Annotated in this window: 31 protein-coding genes and 1 pseudogene; 24 read left to right on the top strand and 8 right to left on the bottom strand. The window is 69.6% G+C overall.

Features of this window, described 5'->3' with window-relative positions:
- Positions 1-6: 6 nt before the first annotated feature.
- From QM714_RS12595 to QM714_RS12575, 5 genes and pseudogenes are all read left to right on the top strand, one after another.
- Positions 7-234 (top strand): annotated as a pseudogene (locus QM714_RS12595) (N-acetylmuramoyl-L-alanine amidase); the annotation flags it as partial.
- Positions 235-412: 178 nt separating this feature from the next.
- On the top strand, positions 413-874 hold the full coding sequence (locus tag QM714_RS12590; RefSeq protein WP_415101100.1) for a hypothetical protein: 462 nt from the start codon (positions 413-415) through the stop codon (positions 872-874).
- Positions 874-1,035 (top strand): hypothetical protein, encoded by a 162-nt coding sequence (locus tag QM714_RS12585; protein ID WP_415100917.1) that lies wholly within the window; start codon positions 874-876, stop codon positions 1,033-1,035. The genes QM714_RS12590 and QM714_RS12585 overlap by 1 nt, the downstream gene beginning before the upstream one ends.
- An 808-nt stretch (positions 1,036-1,843) precedes the next feature.
- The gene (locus tag QM714_RS12580) at positions 1,844-2,011 is read left to right on the top strand and encodes a hypothetical protein (protein WP_415100915.1); all 168 of its coding nucleotides are present in this window, start codon (positions 1,844-1,846) and stop codon (positions 2,009-2,011) included.
- Positions 2,012-2,092: 81 nt separating this feature from the next.
- Complete coding sequence (locus tag QM714_RS12575; protein WP_415100913.1) at positions 2,093-2,332, top strand: hypothetical protein; 240 nt, start codon at positions 2,093-2,095, stop codon at positions 2,330-2,332.
- Between the two features lie 981 nt (positions 2,333-3,313).
- On the opposite strand, the gene QM714_RS12570 is transcribed toward QM714_RS12575, so the two are convergent.
- A complete protein-coding gene (locus QM714_RS12570; protein ID WP_415100911.1) occupies positions 3,314-3,487 on the bottom strand; it encodes a hypothetical protein in 174 nt (57 codons plus the stop codon).
- Between the two features lie 41 nt (positions 3,488-3,528).
- Here QM714_RS12570 and QM714_RS12565 point away from each other — a divergent pair, with 41 nt between their 5' ends.
- From QM714_RS12565 to QM714_RS12505, 13 genes are all read left to right on the top strand, one after another.
- A complete protein-coding gene (locus QM714_RS12565; RefSeq protein ID WP_415100909.1) occupies positions 3,529-3,747 on the top strand; it encodes a hypothetical protein in 219 nt (72 codons plus the stop codon).
- Between the two features lie 22 nt (positions 3,748-3,769).
- Complete coding sequence (locus QM714_RS12560; RefSeq protein WP_415100907.1) at positions 3,770-4,654, top strand: hypothetical protein; 885 nt, start codon at positions 3,770-3,772, stop codon at positions 4,652-4,654.
- A 66-nt stretch (positions 4,655-4,720) separates the two neighbouring features.
- Positions 4,721-4,858, top strand: coding sequence for a hypothetical protein (locus tag QM714_RS12555; RefSeq protein ID WP_415096386.1), 138 nt, complete (start codon positions 4,721-4,723; stop codon positions 4,856-4,858).
- Position 4,859: 1 nt separating this feature from the next.
- The gene (locus QM714_RS12550; RefSeq protein WP_415100905.1) at positions 4,860-5,090 is read left to right on the top strand and encodes a hypothetical protein; all 231 of its coding nucleotides are present in this window, start codon (positions 4,860-4,862) and stop codon (positions 5,088-5,090) included.
- On the top strand, positions 5,080-5,778 hold the full coding sequence (locus QM714_RS12545) for a hypothetical protein (protein WP_415100903.1): 699 nt from the start codon (positions 5,080-5,082) through the stop codon (positions 5,776-5,778). The genes QM714_RS12550 and QM714_RS12545 overlap by 11 nt, the downstream gene beginning before the upstream one ends.
- A 3-nt stretch (positions 5,779-5,781) precedes the next feature.
- Positions 5,782-6,447 (top strand): hypothetical protein, encoded by a 666-nt coding sequence (locus tag QM714_RS12540; RefSeq protein WP_415100901.1) that lies wholly within the window; start codon positions 5,782-5,784, stop codon positions 6,445-6,447.
- Positions 6,444-7,184 carry a hypothetical protein gene (locus QM714_RS12535; RefSeq protein ID WP_415100899.1) on the top strand — a complete coding sequence of 247 codons (741 nt, stop codon included), beginning with the start codon at positions 6,444-6,446 and terminating at the stop codon, positions 7,182-7,184. The genes QM714_RS12540 and QM714_RS12535 overlap by 4 nt, the downstream gene beginning before the upstream one ends.
- Positions 7,181-7,564: a hypothetical protein gene (locus QM714_RS12530; RefSeq protein WP_415100897.1), complete on the top strand. Its 384-nt coding sequence runs from the start codon at positions 7,181-7,183 to the stop codon at positions 7,562-7,564. The genes QM714_RS12535 and QM714_RS12530 overlap by 4 nt, the downstream gene beginning before the upstream one ends.
- Complete coding sequence (locus tag QM714_RS12525) at positions 7,561-8,124, top strand: hypothetical protein (RefSeq protein ID WP_415096374.1); 564 nt, start codon at positions 7,561-7,563, stop codon at positions 8,122-8,124. Before QM714_RS12530 ends, QM714_RS12525 begins: the two co-directional genes overlap by 4 nt.
- Positions 8,121-8,339, top strand: a complete 219-nt coding sequence (locus QM714_RS12520; protein ID WP_415096372.1) for a hypothetical protein — start codon at positions 8,121-8,123, stop codon at positions 8,337-8,339. Before QM714_RS12525 ends, QM714_RS12520 begins: the two co-directional genes overlap by 4 nt.
- Positions 8,336-8,515: a hypothetical protein gene (locus QM714_RS12515; RefSeq protein ID WP_415096370.1), complete on the top strand. Its 180-nt coding sequence runs from the start codon at positions 8,336-8,338 to the stop codon at positions 8,513-8,515. Before QM714_RS12520 ends, QM714_RS12515 begins: the two co-directional genes overlap by 4 nt.
- Positions 8,512-8,667, top strand: a complete 156-nt coding sequence (locus QM714_RS12510) for a hypothetical protein (protein ID WP_415096368.1) — start codon at positions 8,512-8,514, stop codon at positions 8,665-8,667. The genes QM714_RS12515 and QM714_RS12510 overlap by 4 nt, the downstream gene beginning before the upstream one ends.
- 5 nt (positions 8,668-8,672) lie before the next feature.
- Complete coding sequence (locus QM714_RS12505; RefSeq protein WP_415096366.1) at positions 8,673-9,065, top strand: hypothetical protein; 393 nt, start codon at positions 8,673-8,675, stop codon at positions 9,063-9,065.
- On the opposite strand, the gene QM714_RS12500 is transcribed toward QM714_RS12505, so the two are convergent.
- The 3 genes from QM714_RS12500 to QM714_RS12490 are packed head-to-tail and all read right to left on the bottom strand — an operon-like array spanning position 9,062 to position 10,945.
- Positions 9,062-9,679, bottom strand: a complete 618-nt coding sequence (locus QM714_RS12500) for a hypothetical protein (RefSeq protein WP_415100895.1) — start codon at positions 9,677-9,679, stop codon at positions 9,062-9,064. The genes QM714_RS12505 and QM714_RS12500 overlap by 4 nt on opposite strands.
- 19 nt (positions 9,680-9,698) lie before the next feature.
- On the bottom strand, positions 9,699-10,400 hold the full coding sequence (locus QM714_RS12495; protein WP_415100893.1) for a hypothetical protein: 702 nt from the start codon (positions 10,398-10,400) through the stop codon (positions 9,699-9,701).
- Positions 10,397-10,945: a hypothetical protein gene (locus QM714_RS12490; RefSeq protein WP_415100891.1), complete on the bottom strand. Its 549-nt coding sequence runs from the start codon at positions 10,943-10,945 to the stop codon at positions 10,397-10,399. The genes QM714_RS12495 and QM714_RS12490 overlap by 4 nt, the downstream gene beginning before the upstream one ends.
- A 371-nt stretch (positions 10,946-11,316) precedes the next feature.
- Between QM714_RS12490 and QM714_RS12485 the strand changes: the two genes are divergently transcribed.
- A complete protein-coding gene (locus QM714_RS12485; protein WP_415100889.1) occupies positions 11,317-11,535 on the top strand; it encodes a hypothetical protein in 219 nt (72 codons plus the stop codon).
- Here the strand turns inward: QM714_RS12485 and QM714_RS12480 are convergent.
- The 4 genes from QM714_RS12480 to rpmB form a co-directional block, all read right to left on the bottom strand.
- The gene (locus QM714_RS12480) at positions 11,532-12,005 is read right to left on the bottom strand and encodes a tyrosine-type recombinase/integrase (protein ID WP_415100887.1); all 474 of its coding nucleotides are present in this window, start codon (positions 12,003-12,005) and stop codon (positions 11,532-11,534) included. The genes QM714_RS12485 and QM714_RS12480 overlap by 4 nt on opposite strands.
- Before the next feature lie 369 nt (positions 12,006-12,374).
- Complete coding sequence (locus tag QM714_RS12475; protein ID WP_415100885.1) at positions 12,375-12,587, bottom strand: hypothetical protein; 213 nt, start codon at positions 12,585-12,587, stop codon at positions 12,375-12,377.
- 422 nt (positions 12,588-13,009) lie between these two features.
- A complete protein-coding gene (rpsN, locus tag QM714_RS12470; RefSeq protein ID WP_415100883.1) occupies positions 13,010-13,315 on the bottom strand; it encodes a 30S ribosomal protein S14 in 306 nt (101 codons plus the stop codon).
- Positions 13,315-13,551 (bottom strand): 50S ribosomal protein L28, encoded by a 237-nt coding sequence (gene rpmB / locus QM714_RS12465; protein WP_415100881.1) that lies wholly within the window; start codon positions 13,549-13,551, stop codon positions 13,315-13,317. Before rpmB ends, rpsN begins: the two co-directional genes overlap by 1 nt.
- Before the next feature lie 55 nt (positions 13,552-13,606).
- On the opposite strand from rpmB, the gene QM714_RS12460 reads away from it, so the two are divergent.
- From QM714_RS12460 to QM714_RS12440, 5 genes are all read left to right on the top strand, one after another.
- The gene (locus QM714_RS12460; RefSeq protein ID WP_415100879.1) at positions 13,607-13,894 is read left to right on the top strand and encodes a type B 50S ribosomal protein L31; all 288 of its coding nucleotides are present in this window, start codon (positions 13,607-13,609) and stop codon (positions 13,892-13,894) included.
- A complete protein-coding gene (locus QM714_RS12455) occupies positions 13,891-15,021 on the top strand; it encodes a CobW family GTP-binding protein (RefSeq protein ID WP_415100877.1) in 1,131 nt (376 codons plus the stop codon). The genes QM714_RS12460 and QM714_RS12455 overlap by 4 nt, the downstream gene beginning before the upstream one ends.
- 29 nt (positions 15,022-15,050) lie before the next feature.
- Positions 15,051-15,227 (top strand): 50S ribosomal protein L32, encoded by a 177-nt coding sequence (gene rpmF / locus QM714_RS12450; RefSeq protein WP_415100875.1) that lies wholly within the window; start codon positions 15,051-15,053, stop codon positions 15,225-15,227.
- A 72-nt stretch (positions 15,228-15,299) separates the two neighbouring features.
- On the top strand, positions 15,300-15,422 hold the full coding sequence (ykgO, locus tag QM714_RS12445; RefSeq protein ID WP_415100873.1) for a type B 50S ribosomal protein L36: 123 nt from the start codon (positions 15,300-15,302) through the stop codon (positions 15,420-15,422).
- Between the two features lie 45 nt (positions 15,423-15,467).
- Positions 15,468-15,776: an HU family DNA-binding protein gene (locus QM714_RS12440; protein ID WP_415101088.1), complete on the top strand. Its 309-nt coding sequence runs from the start codon at positions 15,468-15,470 to the stop codon at positions 15,774-15,776.
- The last annotated feature ends 52 nt before the right edge of the window (positions 15,777-15,828 follow it).

The following is a 15,828-nucleotide window of genomic DNA, read 5'->3' as shown; positions in this document are numbered from 1 at the left end:
GTGTGCATGGGGTGTCGGGGCCTGCATCCGGTGGGCACCTGGCACGTGCTCGCCGCCGGCCGAGCGAACCACGCCGGCCTGGGTGACGGGTTCGGCCGGATCGGCCGCGACATGGGCAACACCCGCGCGATCGGCGTCGAGACCGACAACACCACCGGGGAGAAGACCCCGCTGGACATGCTGGCCAGCCTCGAGGTCGGGACCGCCGCGATCCTGCGGCGTCTCGGGTCGGATCCGGCCGACAGCTTGTGCGGGCACAAGGAGTACGCGCACGGCCGGAAGTTCGACCCCGACGACATCGACATGATCCTGGCCCGCAAGTCGGTCGCGGCCGCGATCAACCGGCAGAACCACCCGGGCCGGCCCGAGCTGTCAAGTTCCCCGGCCGCAAGCACTTCACCATCGGGCACCAGTGCACCCACGGCCACGTCAAGCTGCTCGATGTGGCTGCTCAGCTGGCCCGAAGTCCACCCACAAGTCGTCGGACACCTTCACCCGGTGGACCCAGCAGCAGGTCGCCAAGTTCCAGCGCAACGACCCGAAGTTGGCCGGCGACCCGGACGGGATCCCGGGCCCCAAGACCTGGCGGCTGATCCAGCTCCGCCGCGAGGGCCACCCGATGAGCGCGGCCTACAAGCACACGCGCAACGCTGCCGGTGACCCGGTGTGGGTCATCACCATCACGGGCTGGCACGACATCTTTCGGATGGCGTGGAACCTCGTTGATTGCCAGGTCGAGTTCTGCGAGGCCGGCGCAAAGGCGCTCCAGTGGATGAGGGGGGCCACCGGCGCTGAATCCTTCGACCGCTTCGACCAGTCGATGACCGGTGGCAAGGCCAAGCGATGGAGCATCCGACCCAGGGAGAGTGTGTGATGGCCCGGGCCGTGATGCTGGTCGCGGCGATCGTCTACGGCTATCTGGCCGGCTACCGGCGTGCCCGGGATGAGACGCTGCGCGAGGCTGGGTCGCGCGTTGCTCGAGGCCCGCCAGGGCGAGGTCGTCGCCGTACCCACAACTTCTTCGAGGGCCGATGACGTCCTGCTCCAGCACGCCCCCACGATCAACGCCGGGACGTGGAACATCGGCAAGGGCAGCTTCCAAGACCTGGCGCTGATGGCGACGAGGTGCGACCTGCTCGGATTGCAGGAGGCCTCCGACCAGGCCGGCCGCTCACCGGCTCGCCCACGACCCGCAGGCAGGCCCGCGGTTCGGGGTGTGGCGACCTCACCACGAGGGCGGGCAGGCCGCGACCCCGGTGATCTGGGACGGGAGCACGACTGGCTTGGCGCGGCCCTTCGCGCGGCTGCTCTACGACGGCGGGCCGATCGGGAAGGGCACCGGCCCCGACCACGGCAAGCCCAAGTGGCTGGTGGGCGGGATCTTCCTGCACCGCCGCACCCACACCCGGGTCGCGTTCGGCAACCTGCACTGCTACGCCGGCCAGAAGGACGACAACAAGCGCCAGGAGGTCTCGGCCGGCATGGTCGAGCGCGCCGGCGCCCACCTGGCCAAACGCAAGGTGGCTGTGCGGGTCCTGGTGGGCGACTTCAACGCGCTACCGAACACGCCCACCACCGGCTGGCTGCGAGCACACAACTGGTCGTGCGACCAGCCTGCACCACCGGATCGGCACCCACAGGGACTGGTCGCCCGACCACGTGTGGTGGAAGGGCTGGCGCCCGTTCTTCGACCACTACGTCCGACACACCGAGAGCGACCACCACGGCCTGGTCACCACCCTCGAGCTGCACCCCAAGGGGCGGTCGTGACCGTCGCGCCGCGCGGGAGCCGGCCCTGCCCGACTGGTTGTGGTCGGCCGGCCCGGCCGGGGAAAGTGATGTGTTGGCCGTGCTCGTCGGTAGTCCCGGTGGGCTCAAGGGCGAGGCGGTTACCTGGACCTGGCGGATGTGGCGCCGCGACCTGGCCGACGCGGATCGGTTCATCGCCTACGAGGAGGCGAGCGACGCCGCGGTCAGATCGGTCACTGGTGTGCGACACGTCGAGCAATAGGCGGGTGTGTGCGTGGGGTAACGGCCAGGGTCCGCAGTGGCGGGCTCTGGCCCTACCCATGACCGAAAGAGGGAGATGCACATGTCCACGCGCGGGATTCTCTACACCGCTGCGATCGCGTTGGCGGTCGTGGTGACTTACGACAAGTACGGCAAGCGGGGCGGGCTGATGGCGCGGCGTCCGGGCCGGGGGCTGGCGTTTCGGGCGGCGACCTACGGGATCAGCGGCGTGATCGCGTTGACGGTCCTCAACGTCGCGGCCGACCGGGCCGGCGGCGGGCTGTCGTCTTTCCGTGACTACCTGGTCCGCCGCAACGGCTGACCCTTCCCCTGAGAGAGAGCACACCCATCACAAATGAGGCTCCGGCCCGCTACATGCAGGGGATCGCGGCCCCGAGTCGAGCGTGAAGCCGGGGAGTTCTTCCTGCGCACGCGGGCGGCGTACCAAGCTCGAGTCGTCCAAGGCCTACGCCGGCCTAGGCCAGCCGACACGTTCGAGCCGAAGACAGACCGAATCTCGCCGGCCTCTTCATCCGGTTCGATGGCTCCCTGGTGACGGTGAAGGGGCACCGGTCAGGTCAACACCCAGGCGCGGTGGCCCTACGACCTGATCAAGCAACTCGAAGCTCACCGCCAACGGCCATTCCAACATCATCAACTGCTCGGGTCTGGGAGGCGAGGCCCGCGAGGCGATGGGCAAGGGTGATCTGACCGACCGCGGTTCTCGCAGAACTACACGGCGCCACGGTCACCCAGGGCACGCTGTCGCAGGCGTGTGAGTCGTGGGGTGTGGCTCGAGGGCGACCAACGTCCCGGACGGCACCTACGAACATCGACCTGTCGTGGTTCGTGCCGGTGGCCGAGGACCAGATCGACCTGTCCCGGCGCGATTGCGCGGCCAGCTTCCTCGACGGACCTGACGGTCAACATCGACTGGGCGCCGCCCACCGACGTGTTCACCCTGTCCGGCACCGCGACCGCGACCCTGACCGGCACCGTGCAGGTCGTGGCGCTGCGCTACTCGATCCCGCTCGGCCCGGACGGGCAGATCGTGGTCCCCGACCTGTCGGTGTTCCACTCCCTGATCCAGACCCGCTACACCAACCTCGCCAACGGCGAGAACGAGCTGCGGCTCATCGGCCAGGGCGCGGGCAAGACCGTGCTGCGCGCGTTCTCCCACTGTGGAATGGTGCGCCGGCGGTCTCGGTGGTCGTCAACGAAGACCACTTCGGGAAGATGGCCTGGCGGTTCGGCGGCAACGAGACCGCCGACGAGTACCCCGACGCGCAGGTGCTGCGCTACATCAACGAGCGGATGTACTGCTCGACATCGGCGCGGTGTCGGGGTTCCATTGCCACGAGTTCGCCTCGGAGAACGCCTTCCGCGACGCCGTCGATCTGGGCACCGCCTCGGAGTGGCGGCAGGTGATGAACGTGCTGCCGGCGGTGGTGTTGTCCAACGCCGCGGTCGAGACCACGGTGGAGTCGAATCTTCACCGCGGGCGCGGGGAGCCGAGCCGTGAACACCTGGCTCAAGCCCGTCGAGGAGAAGTACGGCGGCTCGCTCGCCGGCCCTGCTCGAGCCACGGCTGACGCGACCGCGACCACCACGGTGGCGCCGGTCGCGACGCCGCGGCTGAGCGGCTTCACCTCGACCTCCGAGCCGTTGCTCTGGTTCGGGGTCGTGGCCGCGCTCGGGGTGGGCCTGATGGCCTACTCCACCGCGGTACCCGCCTGAGTCGGTCGGGGGGTGAGAGGCGATGGCCGCGAATTCGACCAAACTCGCTGCGCTGACCACGAGGCGCGGCAAGGGGCTCAGTGATCAGCAGGTAGTCGAGAGCCTCCGCGGGCTCGGGCTCTCCAAGGCCCAGGCAGCCGAAGCGGCCGGCGTGGGGAAGACCGCCGCCACCCCCCGCCCGCAAGGCCCGGTCCGGCAGTGCTCCCCCGCTGCCGGACCGGCACCCGTGCCACCGGGTCGCCGGGCTCCGCAGCTGGGGGTCCCGGACCTGTCCGGGCTCGCCTCGACCCCGCCGAAGAAGCTGCGGGCCGGCGACCTCGGCGGGTTCGCGGCCGGCCTGGTGCTCTACGTCCTCGCGCTCAACTACCTGAGGTTCGGCGGGGTCGGGGTGTCGGGGTGGCTACGCGCGAAGTTCCTCAACCAGCCCGCCGACCTCGGCACCAAGAAGAAGACCAACCCCGGCGGCAGGGCCGGCGGGGCCGAGGAAGAAGAGCAACACCGACAACGGGCTGACCTCCACCAAGGCAGCCGTCGAACGCATAGGGAAGACCCGATGGGTGGTCTGTTCGTGATGGCGCTGGGGGTCTGGGTGCTGGTCCAGGTCCTCGGCGGCGGACCGCGCTCGGCCGGCTCGGGCTGGTCGCGTAGCTGGCGCGGCGTGTTCGCCGGGGTGCTGGTGCTGGTCGCGCTCGAGGCGGTGCTGCGCACCAACGCCTCAGCCAACCGGTTCGGCGCGATGCTCAACTCGGTCGCCGGCGGCATCGAGTGGCTGATGGACCCCAGCGTCCCGGCCATCCCCGACCTGGCCGGCCGCGGCACCCCCGACCTGCTCTCCGGGCTCGGCGGCACGGGCGGGCAGAAGGGCAAGGGCGGATCCGGGTGGCTCGGGTGGGTTCGCCGGCGGTGAGGGCGGCGGCGCCGGCGGCGGCGGGTCTCTGGTAATCGACAACAACCAAGCAAGAGGGAGGCCGGGATGAAGACGGCACTGAAGTACGGCGGCGGGCTGATCGCGCTCTACCTGGTGGTCGCGCACGGCACGCAGTTCGGCAAGGCCGCGCGCGGCGGCGCGGCCGGCGCGAGCAACATCATCAAGACCCTGCAGGGCCGCTGAGATGGGGTTCCGCAACCAGATCACCCGACCGGTGGCCGACTTCACCATTGACCCCAACCGGCCGGGCGTGGACGTGTTCCGTGACGTCATCACCCGAGTGCAGGGGTTCTTGGTGCCGGCGATGGTCGGCGGCGACACCGACCCGGGCCTGCAGTTCTTCGGCTATGCCGAGTCCCCCCAGGAGTTCCGCCCGGGTCGCTGCCCGGGTCACCACGCCCTCGGTGCTGCCTGACGGCACCGCCGACCTGGCCGACGCCGCGACCGCCGACCAATGGGTGACCCGGTCCGCAAGATCTTCGCTGACCGACTCCGCCGGCGGATCGCATGAGCGCCGGCCCGGACAAGGTCTTCCCCGCCGACCCCGCCAGCTCGAGCTCGAGCAGCTCGGGCGGCTCGGGCGCGCTCGCGGGCACCATCGGGGTCGGGAAAGCTTCCAGATCCGCAAGCGCACCGCCGCGATCGCCGGCGCAGCTGTGGCCGTGGTCGCCGGCCTGATCGCCGCCAACCGCAACCCCGCCGACGACACCGAGGAGGCCGACGGCGAGGGCTCGACCGCGATCCTCGACACCACCGACACCGACGTCTACAACGACCTCCAGGGTGCGATCGAGCAGCTCACCGACGAGCTGGGCGACCGGCCCCGCCCACCCAAGCCCGGCGGCGGCAACGGCGGGAAGAAGCACCGCGGCAACAAGCCCGGCCCCCGCGGCGGATCGGGCACCAAGGGCAACACCTACCGAGTCGGCAAGGGCGACAAGCTCAGCGTGATCGCGAAGAAGTTCAAGATCTCCCCGGTCCGGCTGTACCACCACAACCGGAAGGTGATCGAGGCCGCGGCCCGTGCGCACGGTCGCAAGTCTTCCCAGGCCGGCCGCTACCTCTACGCCGGCACCGTGCTGGAGATCCCGAAGAAGAAGTAGCCGATGGCCAAGCTGTCATACGCCCAGGTCTACGGCCTGGCGCGCGGCGCCGGGCTGGGCCGTGACGCCGCGATCACGGCCACCGCGGTCGCGTTCGCTGAGTCCGGCGGGAACAGTGCCGCGGTCGGTGATGTGAACCTGCAAGACGCCACCTGGGGGCCCTCGATCGGGCTGTGGCAGATCCGGTCGATGAAGGACGACCGCGGCACCGGGAACGTCCGCGACGCCACCCGGCTCAAGCGGCCGAGCTTCAACGCCAGGTCGATGGCGACGATCTCGAGCAACGGGCGCGACTTCGGGCCCTGGTCGGTCTACAAGTCCGGCGCCTACCGGGCCCACCTCGCCGCGGCCAGGAAGGCCGCTGGCGGCTCGTCCGGCCCCTGGCCCGACGTTCCTGCCGCCGGCGGCGCCACGGGCGCCGCAACAGGCTCTGGTGGCGGCTCTGGCGGCATCAGGGCACCGCACCCGACCCGGGGTGATACCCAGACCGCCGGCTGGGACTGGTCCCCGCTGCCCGGCGACGACGGGCTGCCCGGCTACTTCGATGACTTGCTGGGTGCAGCTGGTGACGAGATCCGCGGCGCGGTCCTCCAAGGCGTCGTGTTGGCCTCGCTGGTCGCGCTCGGCGGCACCCTGATCGTGCTCGGCGCCTGGCGGGCGGTCCAATGAGCTGGCAGCTGGGCGGGACCAAGCCGTGGGTGGCGGCCGCGGGCCGCGAGATCGGCCACAAGTTCGGGGTGGGCACCATCTACGGGCTCGGCTCGAGGCCCACCGCCGGCTCGGACCACCCCAAGGGCCTGGCGCTGGACTTCATGACCGGATCCGGGACGCCGATCGCGAACTACGCCAAGGCCAACGCCGGCCGGCTCGGGGTGACCTACGTGATCTGGCGCCAGCACATCTGGTCGGTCGCCCGCTCGAGCGAGGGGTGGCGGCTGATGGAGGACCGAGGTGACCCGACCTCGAACCACATGGACCACGTGCACGTCAGCTTTCAGGCCACGGCCCCAGCTGGCGGCGGTGGGGTGAAGTCCGGGGCCGGCGGCGGCGCCCCCGGTCCCGGCAGCAGCACCGGCACCAGCACCGGCAGCGGGGCTGGTGGCGCGAAGGGCGGCAAGAGTGGGTCGGGGTCGGGACCGAAAGGCGCTCAGAACGCCGCTGACACAACTGTCTCGATGTCGAGCTTCATTCTCGGTGGGGTGGTGTCCCCGATGAGCAACGCGATCGTGCTCGGGGGGGTCTTGTTCACCGGCGTCGCGCTGATCGCGGTCGGGCTGGCACGGATCACCAAGCCGCTGACCGACCAGGCCGCCGAGGCCGGCACCCAAGCCGCCATGGTCGCCGCCCCCGAACTCAGGGCCGCCGGCCTCGCTGCCGGCGCCACAACGAAAGGCACCAGCAGATGAGCGAACAGTCCGAACTCGACGCCCAGATCATGTTCACCGAGTGGCTCGAGACCCTCCGCACCCAGGTCATCGAGTCGGTCAACGGCGTCGCCCTGCGCGGCTCCCGGCCGGTCCCTGTCGGCGCCGGCGTCACCCGACTGGCCACCAGCCCGACCAGCCTGGTCGGGTTCGCGCTCCGCAACACCAACGCCGGCGTGAGCACCCTGCTGCTGCGCGACGGGTTCGACGCCACCGGCGAGGTGATCGTCCCTATCACGCTGGCGCCCGGGGAGTCCGTGCGCGACTGGTTCGGCCCCGCCGGCGTCAACCTCTCGATCGGGCTCTACGCCGAGCTGACCGGCTCCGTGGACGGCGCGGTGTTCCTGCGGGGTGCACAGTGAGCTCGAGCGGCGTCGTCGGCGGCGGTGGCGGCGGAAGCCCCTACGAGCTACGCGGCGCCGGAAGCCCTCAAGGTGTGGTCGCCGCCCCGGTCGGCTTCTACTACACCGACGAGGCTGGCACCAACGGCGCGGTCCGCTGGGCCAAGCTCGAGGGGATCGGGACCACCGGCTGGCGCTGCATCGCCGGCGACACCGGCCGGCGTCAGCTCGACGCGCTCCTGGTCAACGGCTGGACCGTTGACATGCACATCTACGTGCGCCGAATCAACGACCAGGTCGAGTGGCGATTCGAGGGCATCAACGGCGCCGCTCGCACGCACAACGTGGGCGGCGCCGCCGAAGACTTCCTGGCCCACATCAACGGGTTCCGGCCCGCGATCCAGCCCAGCGGCCAAGGCAACGGGTTCGGGATCCCGCTCAACACCGGCTCGTTGGTGCTGCTCAACCACCACCAGTCCGGCTACTGGCGAGCCGATGGCCCGGTCTACAACGCCTGGGACTCCGTGAGGCTGCTCACCGCCGATGACTGGCCTGCCGCGCTGCCCGGGGTGGCTGGGTGACCGCCATGGACGTCTTCTGGGTAGCGGTGACCGTGCTCGTGGGGCTGGCGGTGACCGCGCTGTGGCGTGCGCTCGCGCGGATCGCGCAGCTGCCCGAAGCCGTTGACAAGCTCCGCGAGACCGTCGAGCACGCCGTGGAGCGCTACCGGGACCACGAGGCCCGGCTCCGGGCCCTCGAGGTGCCCGCCCAACAACAGAAAGCAGGACGACGATGAAGTCTCAGCTCGACCTCCTGGTGCTCGCCGCCCTGACCGCGCTCGCGCTGATCGCGGTGGTGGTCCTCGCGCTCGCCGGCGTGGCGGTGCCCGATGTGTTCGGGTACGTGGTCGCGGCCTGCATCGGCGCGGTCACCGGGATCACCATGCCCAAGCGCCGAGGCGGCTCGCAGTGAGCAGGGCCCGCAAGCCGTTCATCCCCGACCGGCAGGTGGCGCTGTGGATCGGGTACGGCGGCATCATCATCGGGGCGGTCGCGCTGTGGGACGCCTACGAGGGCCGCGGCCGGCGGCGCCCGTTCGCGACCAAGCTGCTGCCCGGCGGATAACCCCCGTGCCCCGCACGCACCTGCCCACCCAGCTCGCGCCGGCCTCGGCGTGGCTGATCGAGGACTACCGCCGCGCCGCGGTCCGCTCCCAACCGGCCGCCGGCGGTCTCGCCCAGGTCGAGCTGCCCCAAGTCCCGCAAGACGAGCTGTGGCTGGTCGAGCGGATCGTGGTGCACTGCACCTCGAGCAACCAGACCGCCGCGAGGCTCTACCTCGACAGCATCGCTCCGGCCGGCGTGCTCGACGGCTCGAGGGCGGGGAACTTCGACGTGGCCGACCAGGGCTCACCCATCCAGGTCCCTGGCGGGTCGGTGCTGATCTGTCAATGGACCGGCGCCGACAACAACGCGGTCGGCACCATGCGGGTCCAATACGTCGTGCTCAAGCAGCGCCGCTAGGCCAGCGCCACCCAGAAGAACCCGACCGTCTGGCCGGCGTCGGCGACCGCGTTGGTGGTCACGTTGCGGGCCTCGAACCACAGGGTCGTCGCGGTGTTGCTGCCCCGCATGTTCAGCATCCGCCAGTTCGCCGTGGTGGTCACCGGGCCGGTGAGCACCGCCACCGGAGCACGGCCCAGGTCGTGTGCGACCGAGACCTGCCCCGAGGCGTCCGTGGTCGGGTTGACGAAGCCGAAATCGACGGCCCGCAGACCCCTCGAGCCGTTGAGCACCAGGCCGTCACCGGTGGTGTGGATCCCGACCTTGTCGGCGTAGGCGTCGAGCTGGTTCCACGACCCGTCAGCTGCGGCCGAGAGGATCAATGAGGCGTTGCCGGCCGGGTTCTCGCCAGGGCCAGCCAGGAGCAGCTGATAGGAGTCCGGCGCAAACACCCGCGCGGCCGACAGCTCGGCCGGGAAATCTGAGGCCGGGTTCGTGAAGTAGTTGATGATCCCGCGGCCGGCGACCTCAGCGATCTCGACCCGGTTGCCGGTCTCGGCGGTCTTGATGATCGCACCCACCAGCTTGTCAGCCACCAGCTCACTGATCGCGGTCAACGGGTTACGAAACCCCACCTCGGTCTCCTCCTGGTGCTCACTGCTCGGCGTGCTTGTAGCCGGCGCTGATTGGCAGGGGTGGGCACCGGTAGAGCTCGTGCGCGCGGGCGTCATAGAGCAGGTACCAGTGCGGGCCCCGGGCGCGGGTCTCGTCCAGCGCGCGGTTGAGGTCGCCGGGCGGGACGCCGATGCCGGCGGCGACGCGCTCGCGGTCGCGCGGGTGCGGGAGGTCGTAGATCACCACCCGGTCGGCCTGGGACAACAGCAGCGGGTCGATCGTGACCGGCCGCGGCGTGCACGCGATCAGGGAGGCGTACCAGTGCCGAGACTGCTGCAACAGGGTGCGAGCTGACGGACCGGTGCGGCCGGCGGGGAACACCTCGCCGGCCTCGTCCACCCACAACAACACCCTGCGGTGCTTGGGATACAGGGCCAGGCCCACAGCCCGGTCGAGATCCTCGCGGTAGGTCTTGCTCGAGGGGTCCGCGATCCAGCGGGTGGTCTTGAAGTCACCCTTGCGGATGCCCTCGGGCAGCTGGGCCGGCAGGGTGCGGATCGTGGTCGCTCCCGGGCCCGGATCGGCGTCGCCGGTCGGGTCGATCACGAACTTGTCGATGTAGGGCCAGCTCATGAAGACCTCGCGGGCGAACACCGACTTGCCCGACCCCTTGCGGCCGATCACCAACAAGATCTGGTTCAGGTCCGGGTTGAGCAGCGGGAACGAGACCGCATCGCTCACAGAGCAACCTCGTCGGGCTGCTCGGGCTCGGCCTCGTGGGGCATGTCGCCGGCGAAGGCCTGGTAGAGCTGGGTGCGCTTGACCCGCTGCTTGACCACGTAGCCGAGCAGACCGATCGCCAGACCGATCAAGTCGGTCACGTCAGGGTTCTCCGGGCCGTCGCCCATCCGCCTCGAGGCCAGCCCGGCCAGCGGGTCACCGATCGCCTTGGCGTCGTCGTCATCGGGCACCCACAGCTGCGCCTCCCGCTCGGGGGTGCCCGGGCGGGTCAGCAGCTCGGCCACGATCCCGCCGGCGGTGTGCACGCCGGCCCGGAACGGTTTGAGCAGCTGCTTGCGAGACCTAATCCAACGGACTCTGGAACCGGAACCGTCGCCGCCGACGAGGTTCGGGGGCACGTTGAGAGGGCCCGACAGTGGGTCCGGGCTCGGGATCTCCTCGCTCGGTGGCGGGGTCGCCTGGGAGAACAGGCTCGCCCCCAGTCCCGTCGTCTCCGCCGGCGGGAGCGGGTCGCTCAGGTCCGGGTTCGGCAGATCGCTGCTCACGCTTGGGGACGGGCACATCGTAAGAGACCTCTTTCACCGGGGCGGCCGGCGCAGCGGGAGGGGTCGAAGCTCCCGCCGCGCCGGCCTGTTTCATGGGGTTGGACTCAGTGGCACGCGAGGCCGGCACCCGCCTGGCCGTCACCGTCAGCTCACAACCCGGCTCAGCGCACACGCCGGTCCAGGTCACCCGCTTCGGCGCGGCGTGGGTCTCGGTGACATGCCCAGCCCGGCAGGTGCCCCGCACCAGCGGGCCACGTCGAGCAGGAGACGCGGATCCGGTGCTCACGCGCCTGATACTCAAGCCAACCCCGGTGTACCCCCGGGCAATTACTCGACGCGTGTTCGCAGCACCCCCCCGAAAGGAGTACTCCATGGCCACCGTTCTCGAGGATCTCGACGGTCTACCCGACCGGCTCCGCACCTCAGCGGCTCGAATCGCTGACCTCAACCAGCAGCTCTACGACGAGGTAGCCCGCCGCAACCAGCTCATCGTCCAAGCCGTTGACGAGGCCGGCCTTCCCCAACGTGTCGTCGCCAAAGCCGCCGGCATCAGCGCGCCCCACCTGACCAGAGTCCTCGCGGCGAACTAGGCCGCAGCTGCGACGACGATGGCGCGGAGCCGGTCACGGTTCGCCTGGGGCACGTAGCGGCGAGTGGTGACCGGCGATGCGTGGCCGAGGAGATCCTGCACGGCGAACACGTCGTGGTCCGAGGCCTCCCAGGCTCGGTCTGCGAAGCGATGGCGCAGCGAGTGGAGCGTCCACTCGCCGGGCAGCAAGCGGGTGGCCAGCTTCCCCACCCACCGGGGAGACAGGTGACCATCGACCTGGCCGGGGAACATCCATCCCGCCGGGAGAGCGCATAGGTCTGCCGCCAGGCTCTCCGGGAGCGGCAGCACGCGGTCCTTGCCACCCTTCCCGTGTGCAACGATCGACCAGCCGGTCAGGTCCTGCACTAGGTCGTCGGAGTGACCTACCGCGATCTCCGCGCGACGCATCCCCAGTTCGACCGCCATCCGCAAGATCCGACGCTCCCGCGGGCCACCTCGCGGGTCGTGCATTCCCGCCTCCAACACCCTGTCCGGTGTCGGTCTCGGCTTCGGTTGCGAGGGTTTCACCGAAGGCAGAGCGAGGGCTGGCGACACCTCGAGGCGACCGGCCTCGACCGCCCAGCGATAGAAGCTTCCGCAGCGTTGTTCGGTTCGACTTGCGGGTCTCTCGAGCCCATGTCTGGTGGCCCGTCCAGTCCACGAGTTCGGGGCCGGTGACCCCCCAAGGATCGCCTACCCCGAGGGACCTGCCGAGCCTGTTCAACTGCTGCCGCCGCGTCAGGATCGTTGTTTCTGGCGACCCGCCCGAGCGGAGATATGTGCTGTACGCGGTGATGGCTGCCTGCCAGGCTGCCGGAACCTCTCTGACCATGCTCCGGTCTACGCCCGCGCGTCGCCGCGCGGGGTCGAAACCGGGCCGCGGTCCAGACCGGTCACGTCCTTGACCCCATCGGCCACCAGCTTCGCCCAGGAGTCGGTATCTACGAGCGCGGCTAGTCCGCCCAGGAGGTAGTCCCCGAGTTGATCGCGCTGGAAAGGAGACAATTCATCCTCCGCCAACCGGAGCACGTCGAGGTTGGTCTGCCAGCTCACGCCGCTGCCCGCCTGCTAGCCTGACGAGTCTCGCGATCGCGCGGCGGCCGCGGGAGAGGCACCACCACGTCGGGCATATCCCAACCAGAAGGTTTGGGGTTCGAATCCCTACGGGCGCGCCAACGGATTGACCGACGTTCTCGTGCACGTTCTTCAGTCGACGTGTGTTCGGTGCGCCTTTCGCGTGAAAGCCGTCGGAGAGCGTAGGCCCGCGATTTGCGGTATCCGCGACCGAACCCGTGCGACGGGGATAGCCTCGGGCTGCTCGTCGTCGACGCTCCCGCGGCCCGCAACGTCGGCGGTGCCGTGATGGTGCTCGGTGTCCTCGGGCTGGTGGTCGCCTTTCTTGACCGTCGTGGCGGGACTGGTCGCGGGGAACTGACCCGCCAGGACTGGTCTACCTCGCTCGGTCGCCCGAGAAGCTACCAGCTCGACTTGGTGATTCCGGGGAGCTCGCCACGGTGGGCCGCGGCACGGAAGTTCACTCGGGACAAGCCGGCCTTGCCGACATATCCACGGGGTCGCCCGTCGGTCTGGTCCCGGTTGCGGACGCGGACCGGGCTGGCGTCTCGCGGAAGCTTGGCCAGCGCCCGGACCGCGGCCTGCCGCTCGCTGGCGCTCAGAGACATGTCCTTGGCGGCCGCGCCCAGAGCATCGCGTCGCTCCCGGTAGCGCTCCACGATCTGCTTGCGCTTCTCGTTGGCGACGATCTTCGACTTCTTGGCCATCAGAGCTTCTCCCCTCGCGCGAGAATCCCGGCCACGACCGCATCGATGCCACGTTGATCGATCGTCTTGATGCCGCGGGCGCTGACGCGCAAGGTGACGTAGCGGCCCAGCGAGGGCACCCAGTAGCGCTTGCTCTGGATGTTCACCTTCCACTGTCGCTTGGTGTGTCGCTGGGAGTGAGACACCGAGTTGCCGAACGAGGGCTTGGCGCCGGTGACCTGGCAGATGCGGGACATGGCTTCCTTGTGTATAGAATGAGAACCGTTATCACTACTCTACAGAGAGCTCCCCGTGAAGCAAGACATCCATCCGCCCTACGACCTCGTCGTCTTCCGTGACCGATCAGCCGACACGTTGATGCTGACCCGGTCCACGATCGTCGGTCGGCTGCCCGAGGACCATCCGCGTGTGGAGTGGGACGACGGACGCTCCTACCCCGTGGTCGATGTCGACGTGTCCAGTGCCAGCCACCCGTTCTGGACCGGTCGTGGCCGGGTCGTTGACAGCGAGGGGCGAGTCGAGAGGTTCAACCGGCGCTATGGGACCGACCGCGGTGCCGACGAGGAGGGCCACCGATGAGTCTCCCGATGAACGGGTCGATCCGTTCGCGTCTCACCCGGCGTCGAGTGCCCGTGGTCGTGGTCAGCGGAGTCCAAGAAGGCGCGATGCTCTCGGCCAGCATCTCGCTTCAGTTCGGGCTTCCCGACGCAGTCTCGGTGCGTCATGCCATCGACCCAGAACGACAGGTGCTCACCCGCGTCGTCAGCGACGTCACCGGCGTGATCGAACGGGAGGAGATCAATCTCGCTCACACGTGTGTCTCCTGCGCGATCCGTGAGGACATCGTGCCCACCTTGGAACGGCTCGCAGCGCAGGGTCGATGGAGCAGCATCATCGCGTGCCTGCCCATTGCGGCCGAAGCCGTCCAGGTCTGCCGAGTCGTGACGTGGGCGCCCCGCAACGCTCCCCATGTCGCGATCGCTGCTGTCGTCACCGCGCTCGACGGCGCCTGGGTGGCCCAGGATCTGCTGGGCGAAGACCTGCTCGACGAGCGTGGACTGGCTACCTCCGTGGATGATCGACGAGGTGTCGCCGAAGTAGCCAGTGCCATGGTCGAGTACGCCGATGCGGTCTGTCTCACTTCTGAGCCTGACCCGGACGAGTTGGCTCTGATCGCCGCGCTCGCACGCCCGCGCATTCCTGTGGTCACCGATCCGTCGCTGCTCGATGCAGTCGGCCTGGTCGCCGGCGTACATCGGCACCAGGCTGTCGAGGCGTGGGTGGCCGAGGTACGCCGCGGTGCCCTCCCGCCGCTTGCCAAGAGCGGTGTGTGGCGACTCGACCTGTGCTCGGACCGGCCCTTCCATCCGAGTCGATTCCAAGATGAGCTCGCCATCCTCGGCGGCGGACCGCGTCGCTCGCGAGGCTGCTTCTGGCTGCCCACGAGGCCCGACGCCGTCTGTGTCTGGGACGGCGCGGGTGGACAGGCGAGCGTTGGAACCACCCAGAAGTGGGGCCGGGAGACGCCGCTGACGCGCATCACCGTGCATGGTCTCGACGACGACCACGAGGGCCACGCGGCAATCGCGGAGGCCTTCGCTCGCTGCCTGCTCACCGACGAAGAGCTGGCCACCCGTGGTCGCTGTTGGGAGGAGTCCTGGGATGGCCTGGAGCCCTGGCTCGGACCGATCGAGCACGTCGCCTAGGTCCGATCTCCAACCGAAAGGAGCCTCTTGTGGCTGTTCCCAAGCGCCGCCTGTCGCGCAGCAACACCCGCCACCGCCGCTCGAGTTGGAAGGCGGCACCGGTCGACCTGGTCCCCATTCGGATCGACGGGCGCATCTACCGCGTCCCGCGCCGCCTCGTCCGCGCCGCCCACCGCGGCTACCTCGACCTCTCCCGCTTCGGTTGAAGCCAGGAACGGCCGGGCCTCGATAGCCCGGAGTCAGCAAGTCCTCACCGCCGTCCGATCCACAGGAGAACCATGAAGGTCCGAAACTCGATCCGCTCACTGAAGAACCAGCCCGGCTCGCAAGTCGTTCGACGCCGAGGCCGGATCTACGTCATCAACAAGTCGAACCCTCGACTCAAGGCCCGGCAGGGCTGAAGTGATCTCGGGCCAGTCGGCCCGGGCGCGACCACCAGAAGAACACTGCGACCACCAGAACACAGGAGACACCCGATGAACAAGCGCGCACTCGTCGAGACGATCGCCGCCAAGACAGGTCTCGACACTGCTTCGGCCGAGGCCGCCCTCGAGGCCGTGGTGGGAGCGATCAGCGACGCGCTCGCCAACGGCGACAAGGTCATCGTCCCGGGATTCGGGACCTTCGAGGTCCGCGACCGCTCTGCTCGTGCCGGGCGCAACCCTCAGACGGGCGAGGCCATCCAGATCGCCGCCAGCAAGGCCCCGGCCTTCAAGCCGGCCGCCGCCCTCAAGCAGGCTGTCGCCAGCTCCTAGCCCGGCGCTACGCCGGATTGGCGGGTCGGTAGACCTGGTAGGCGAACTGCAT

The organism is Nocardioides sp. (assembly GCF_047602075.1).
Lineage (GTDB): Bacteria > Actinomycetota > Actinomycetes > Propionibacteriales > Nocardioidaceae > Nocardioides.
Note: the sequence above shows the minus strand (reverse complement) of the source record. Positions and strands in the feature narration are given on the sequence as shown.

Coding starts and splice junctions, on each gene's coding strand:
- QM714_RS12575 (WP_415100913.1), top strand. CDS start 2,093: ATGTCCACGCGCGGGATTCTCTACACCGCTGCGATCGCGTTGGCGGTC.
- QM714_RS12585 (WP_415100917.1), top strand. CDS start 874: ATGGCCCGGGCCGTGATGCTGGTCGCGGCGATCGTCTACGGCTATCTG.
- ykgO (WP_415100873.1), top strand. CDS start 15,300: ATGAAGGTCCGAAACTCGATCCGCTCACTGAAGAACCAGCCCGGCTCG.
- QM714_RS12540 (WP_415100901.1), top strand. CDS start 5,782: ATGGCCAAGCTGTCATACGCCCAGGTCTACGGCCTGGCGCGCGGCGCC.
- rpmB (WP_415100881.1), bottom strand. CDS start 13,551: ATGTCCCGCATCTGCCAGGTCACCGGCGCCAAGCCCTCGTTCGGCAAC.
- QM714_RS12555 (WP_415096386.1), top strand. CDS start 4,721: ATGAAGACGGCACTGAAGTACGGCGGCGGGCTGATCGCGCTCTACCTG.
- QM714_RS12515 (WP_415096370.1), top strand. CDS start 8,336: ATGAAGTCTCAGCTCGACCTCCTGGTGCTCGCCGCCCTGACCGCGCTC.
- QM714_RS12550 (WP_415100905.1), top strand. CDS start 4,860: ATGGGGTTCCGCAACCAGATCACCCGACCGGTGGCCGACTTCACCATT.
- rpsN (WP_415100883.1), bottom strand. CDS start 13,315: ATGGCCAAGAAGTCGAAGATCGTCGCCAACGAGAAGCGCAAGCAGATC.
- QM714_RS12455 (WP_415100877.1), top strand. CDS start 13,891: ATGAGTCTCCCGATGAACGGGTCGATCCGTTCGCGTCTCACCCGGCGT.
- QM714_RS12535 (WP_415100899.1), top strand. CDS start 6,444: ATGAGCTGGCAGCTGGGCGGGACCAAGCCGTGGGTGGCGGCCGCGGGC.
- QM714_RS12480 (WP_415100887.1), bottom strand. CDS start 12,005: ATGCACGACCCGCGAGGTGGCCCGCGGGAGCGTCGGATCTTGCGGATG.
- QM714_RS12560 (WP_415100907.1), top strand. CDS start 3,770: ATGGCCGCGAATTCGACCAAACTCGCTGCGCTGACCACGAGGCGCGGC.
- QM714_RS12530 (WP_415100897.1), top strand. CDS start 7,181: ATGAGCGAACAGTCCGAACTCGACGCCCAGATCATGTTCACCGAGTGG.
- QM714_RS12485 (WP_415100889.1), top strand. CDS start 11,317: ATGGCCACCGTTCTCGAGGATCTCGACGGTCTACCCGACCGGCTCCGC.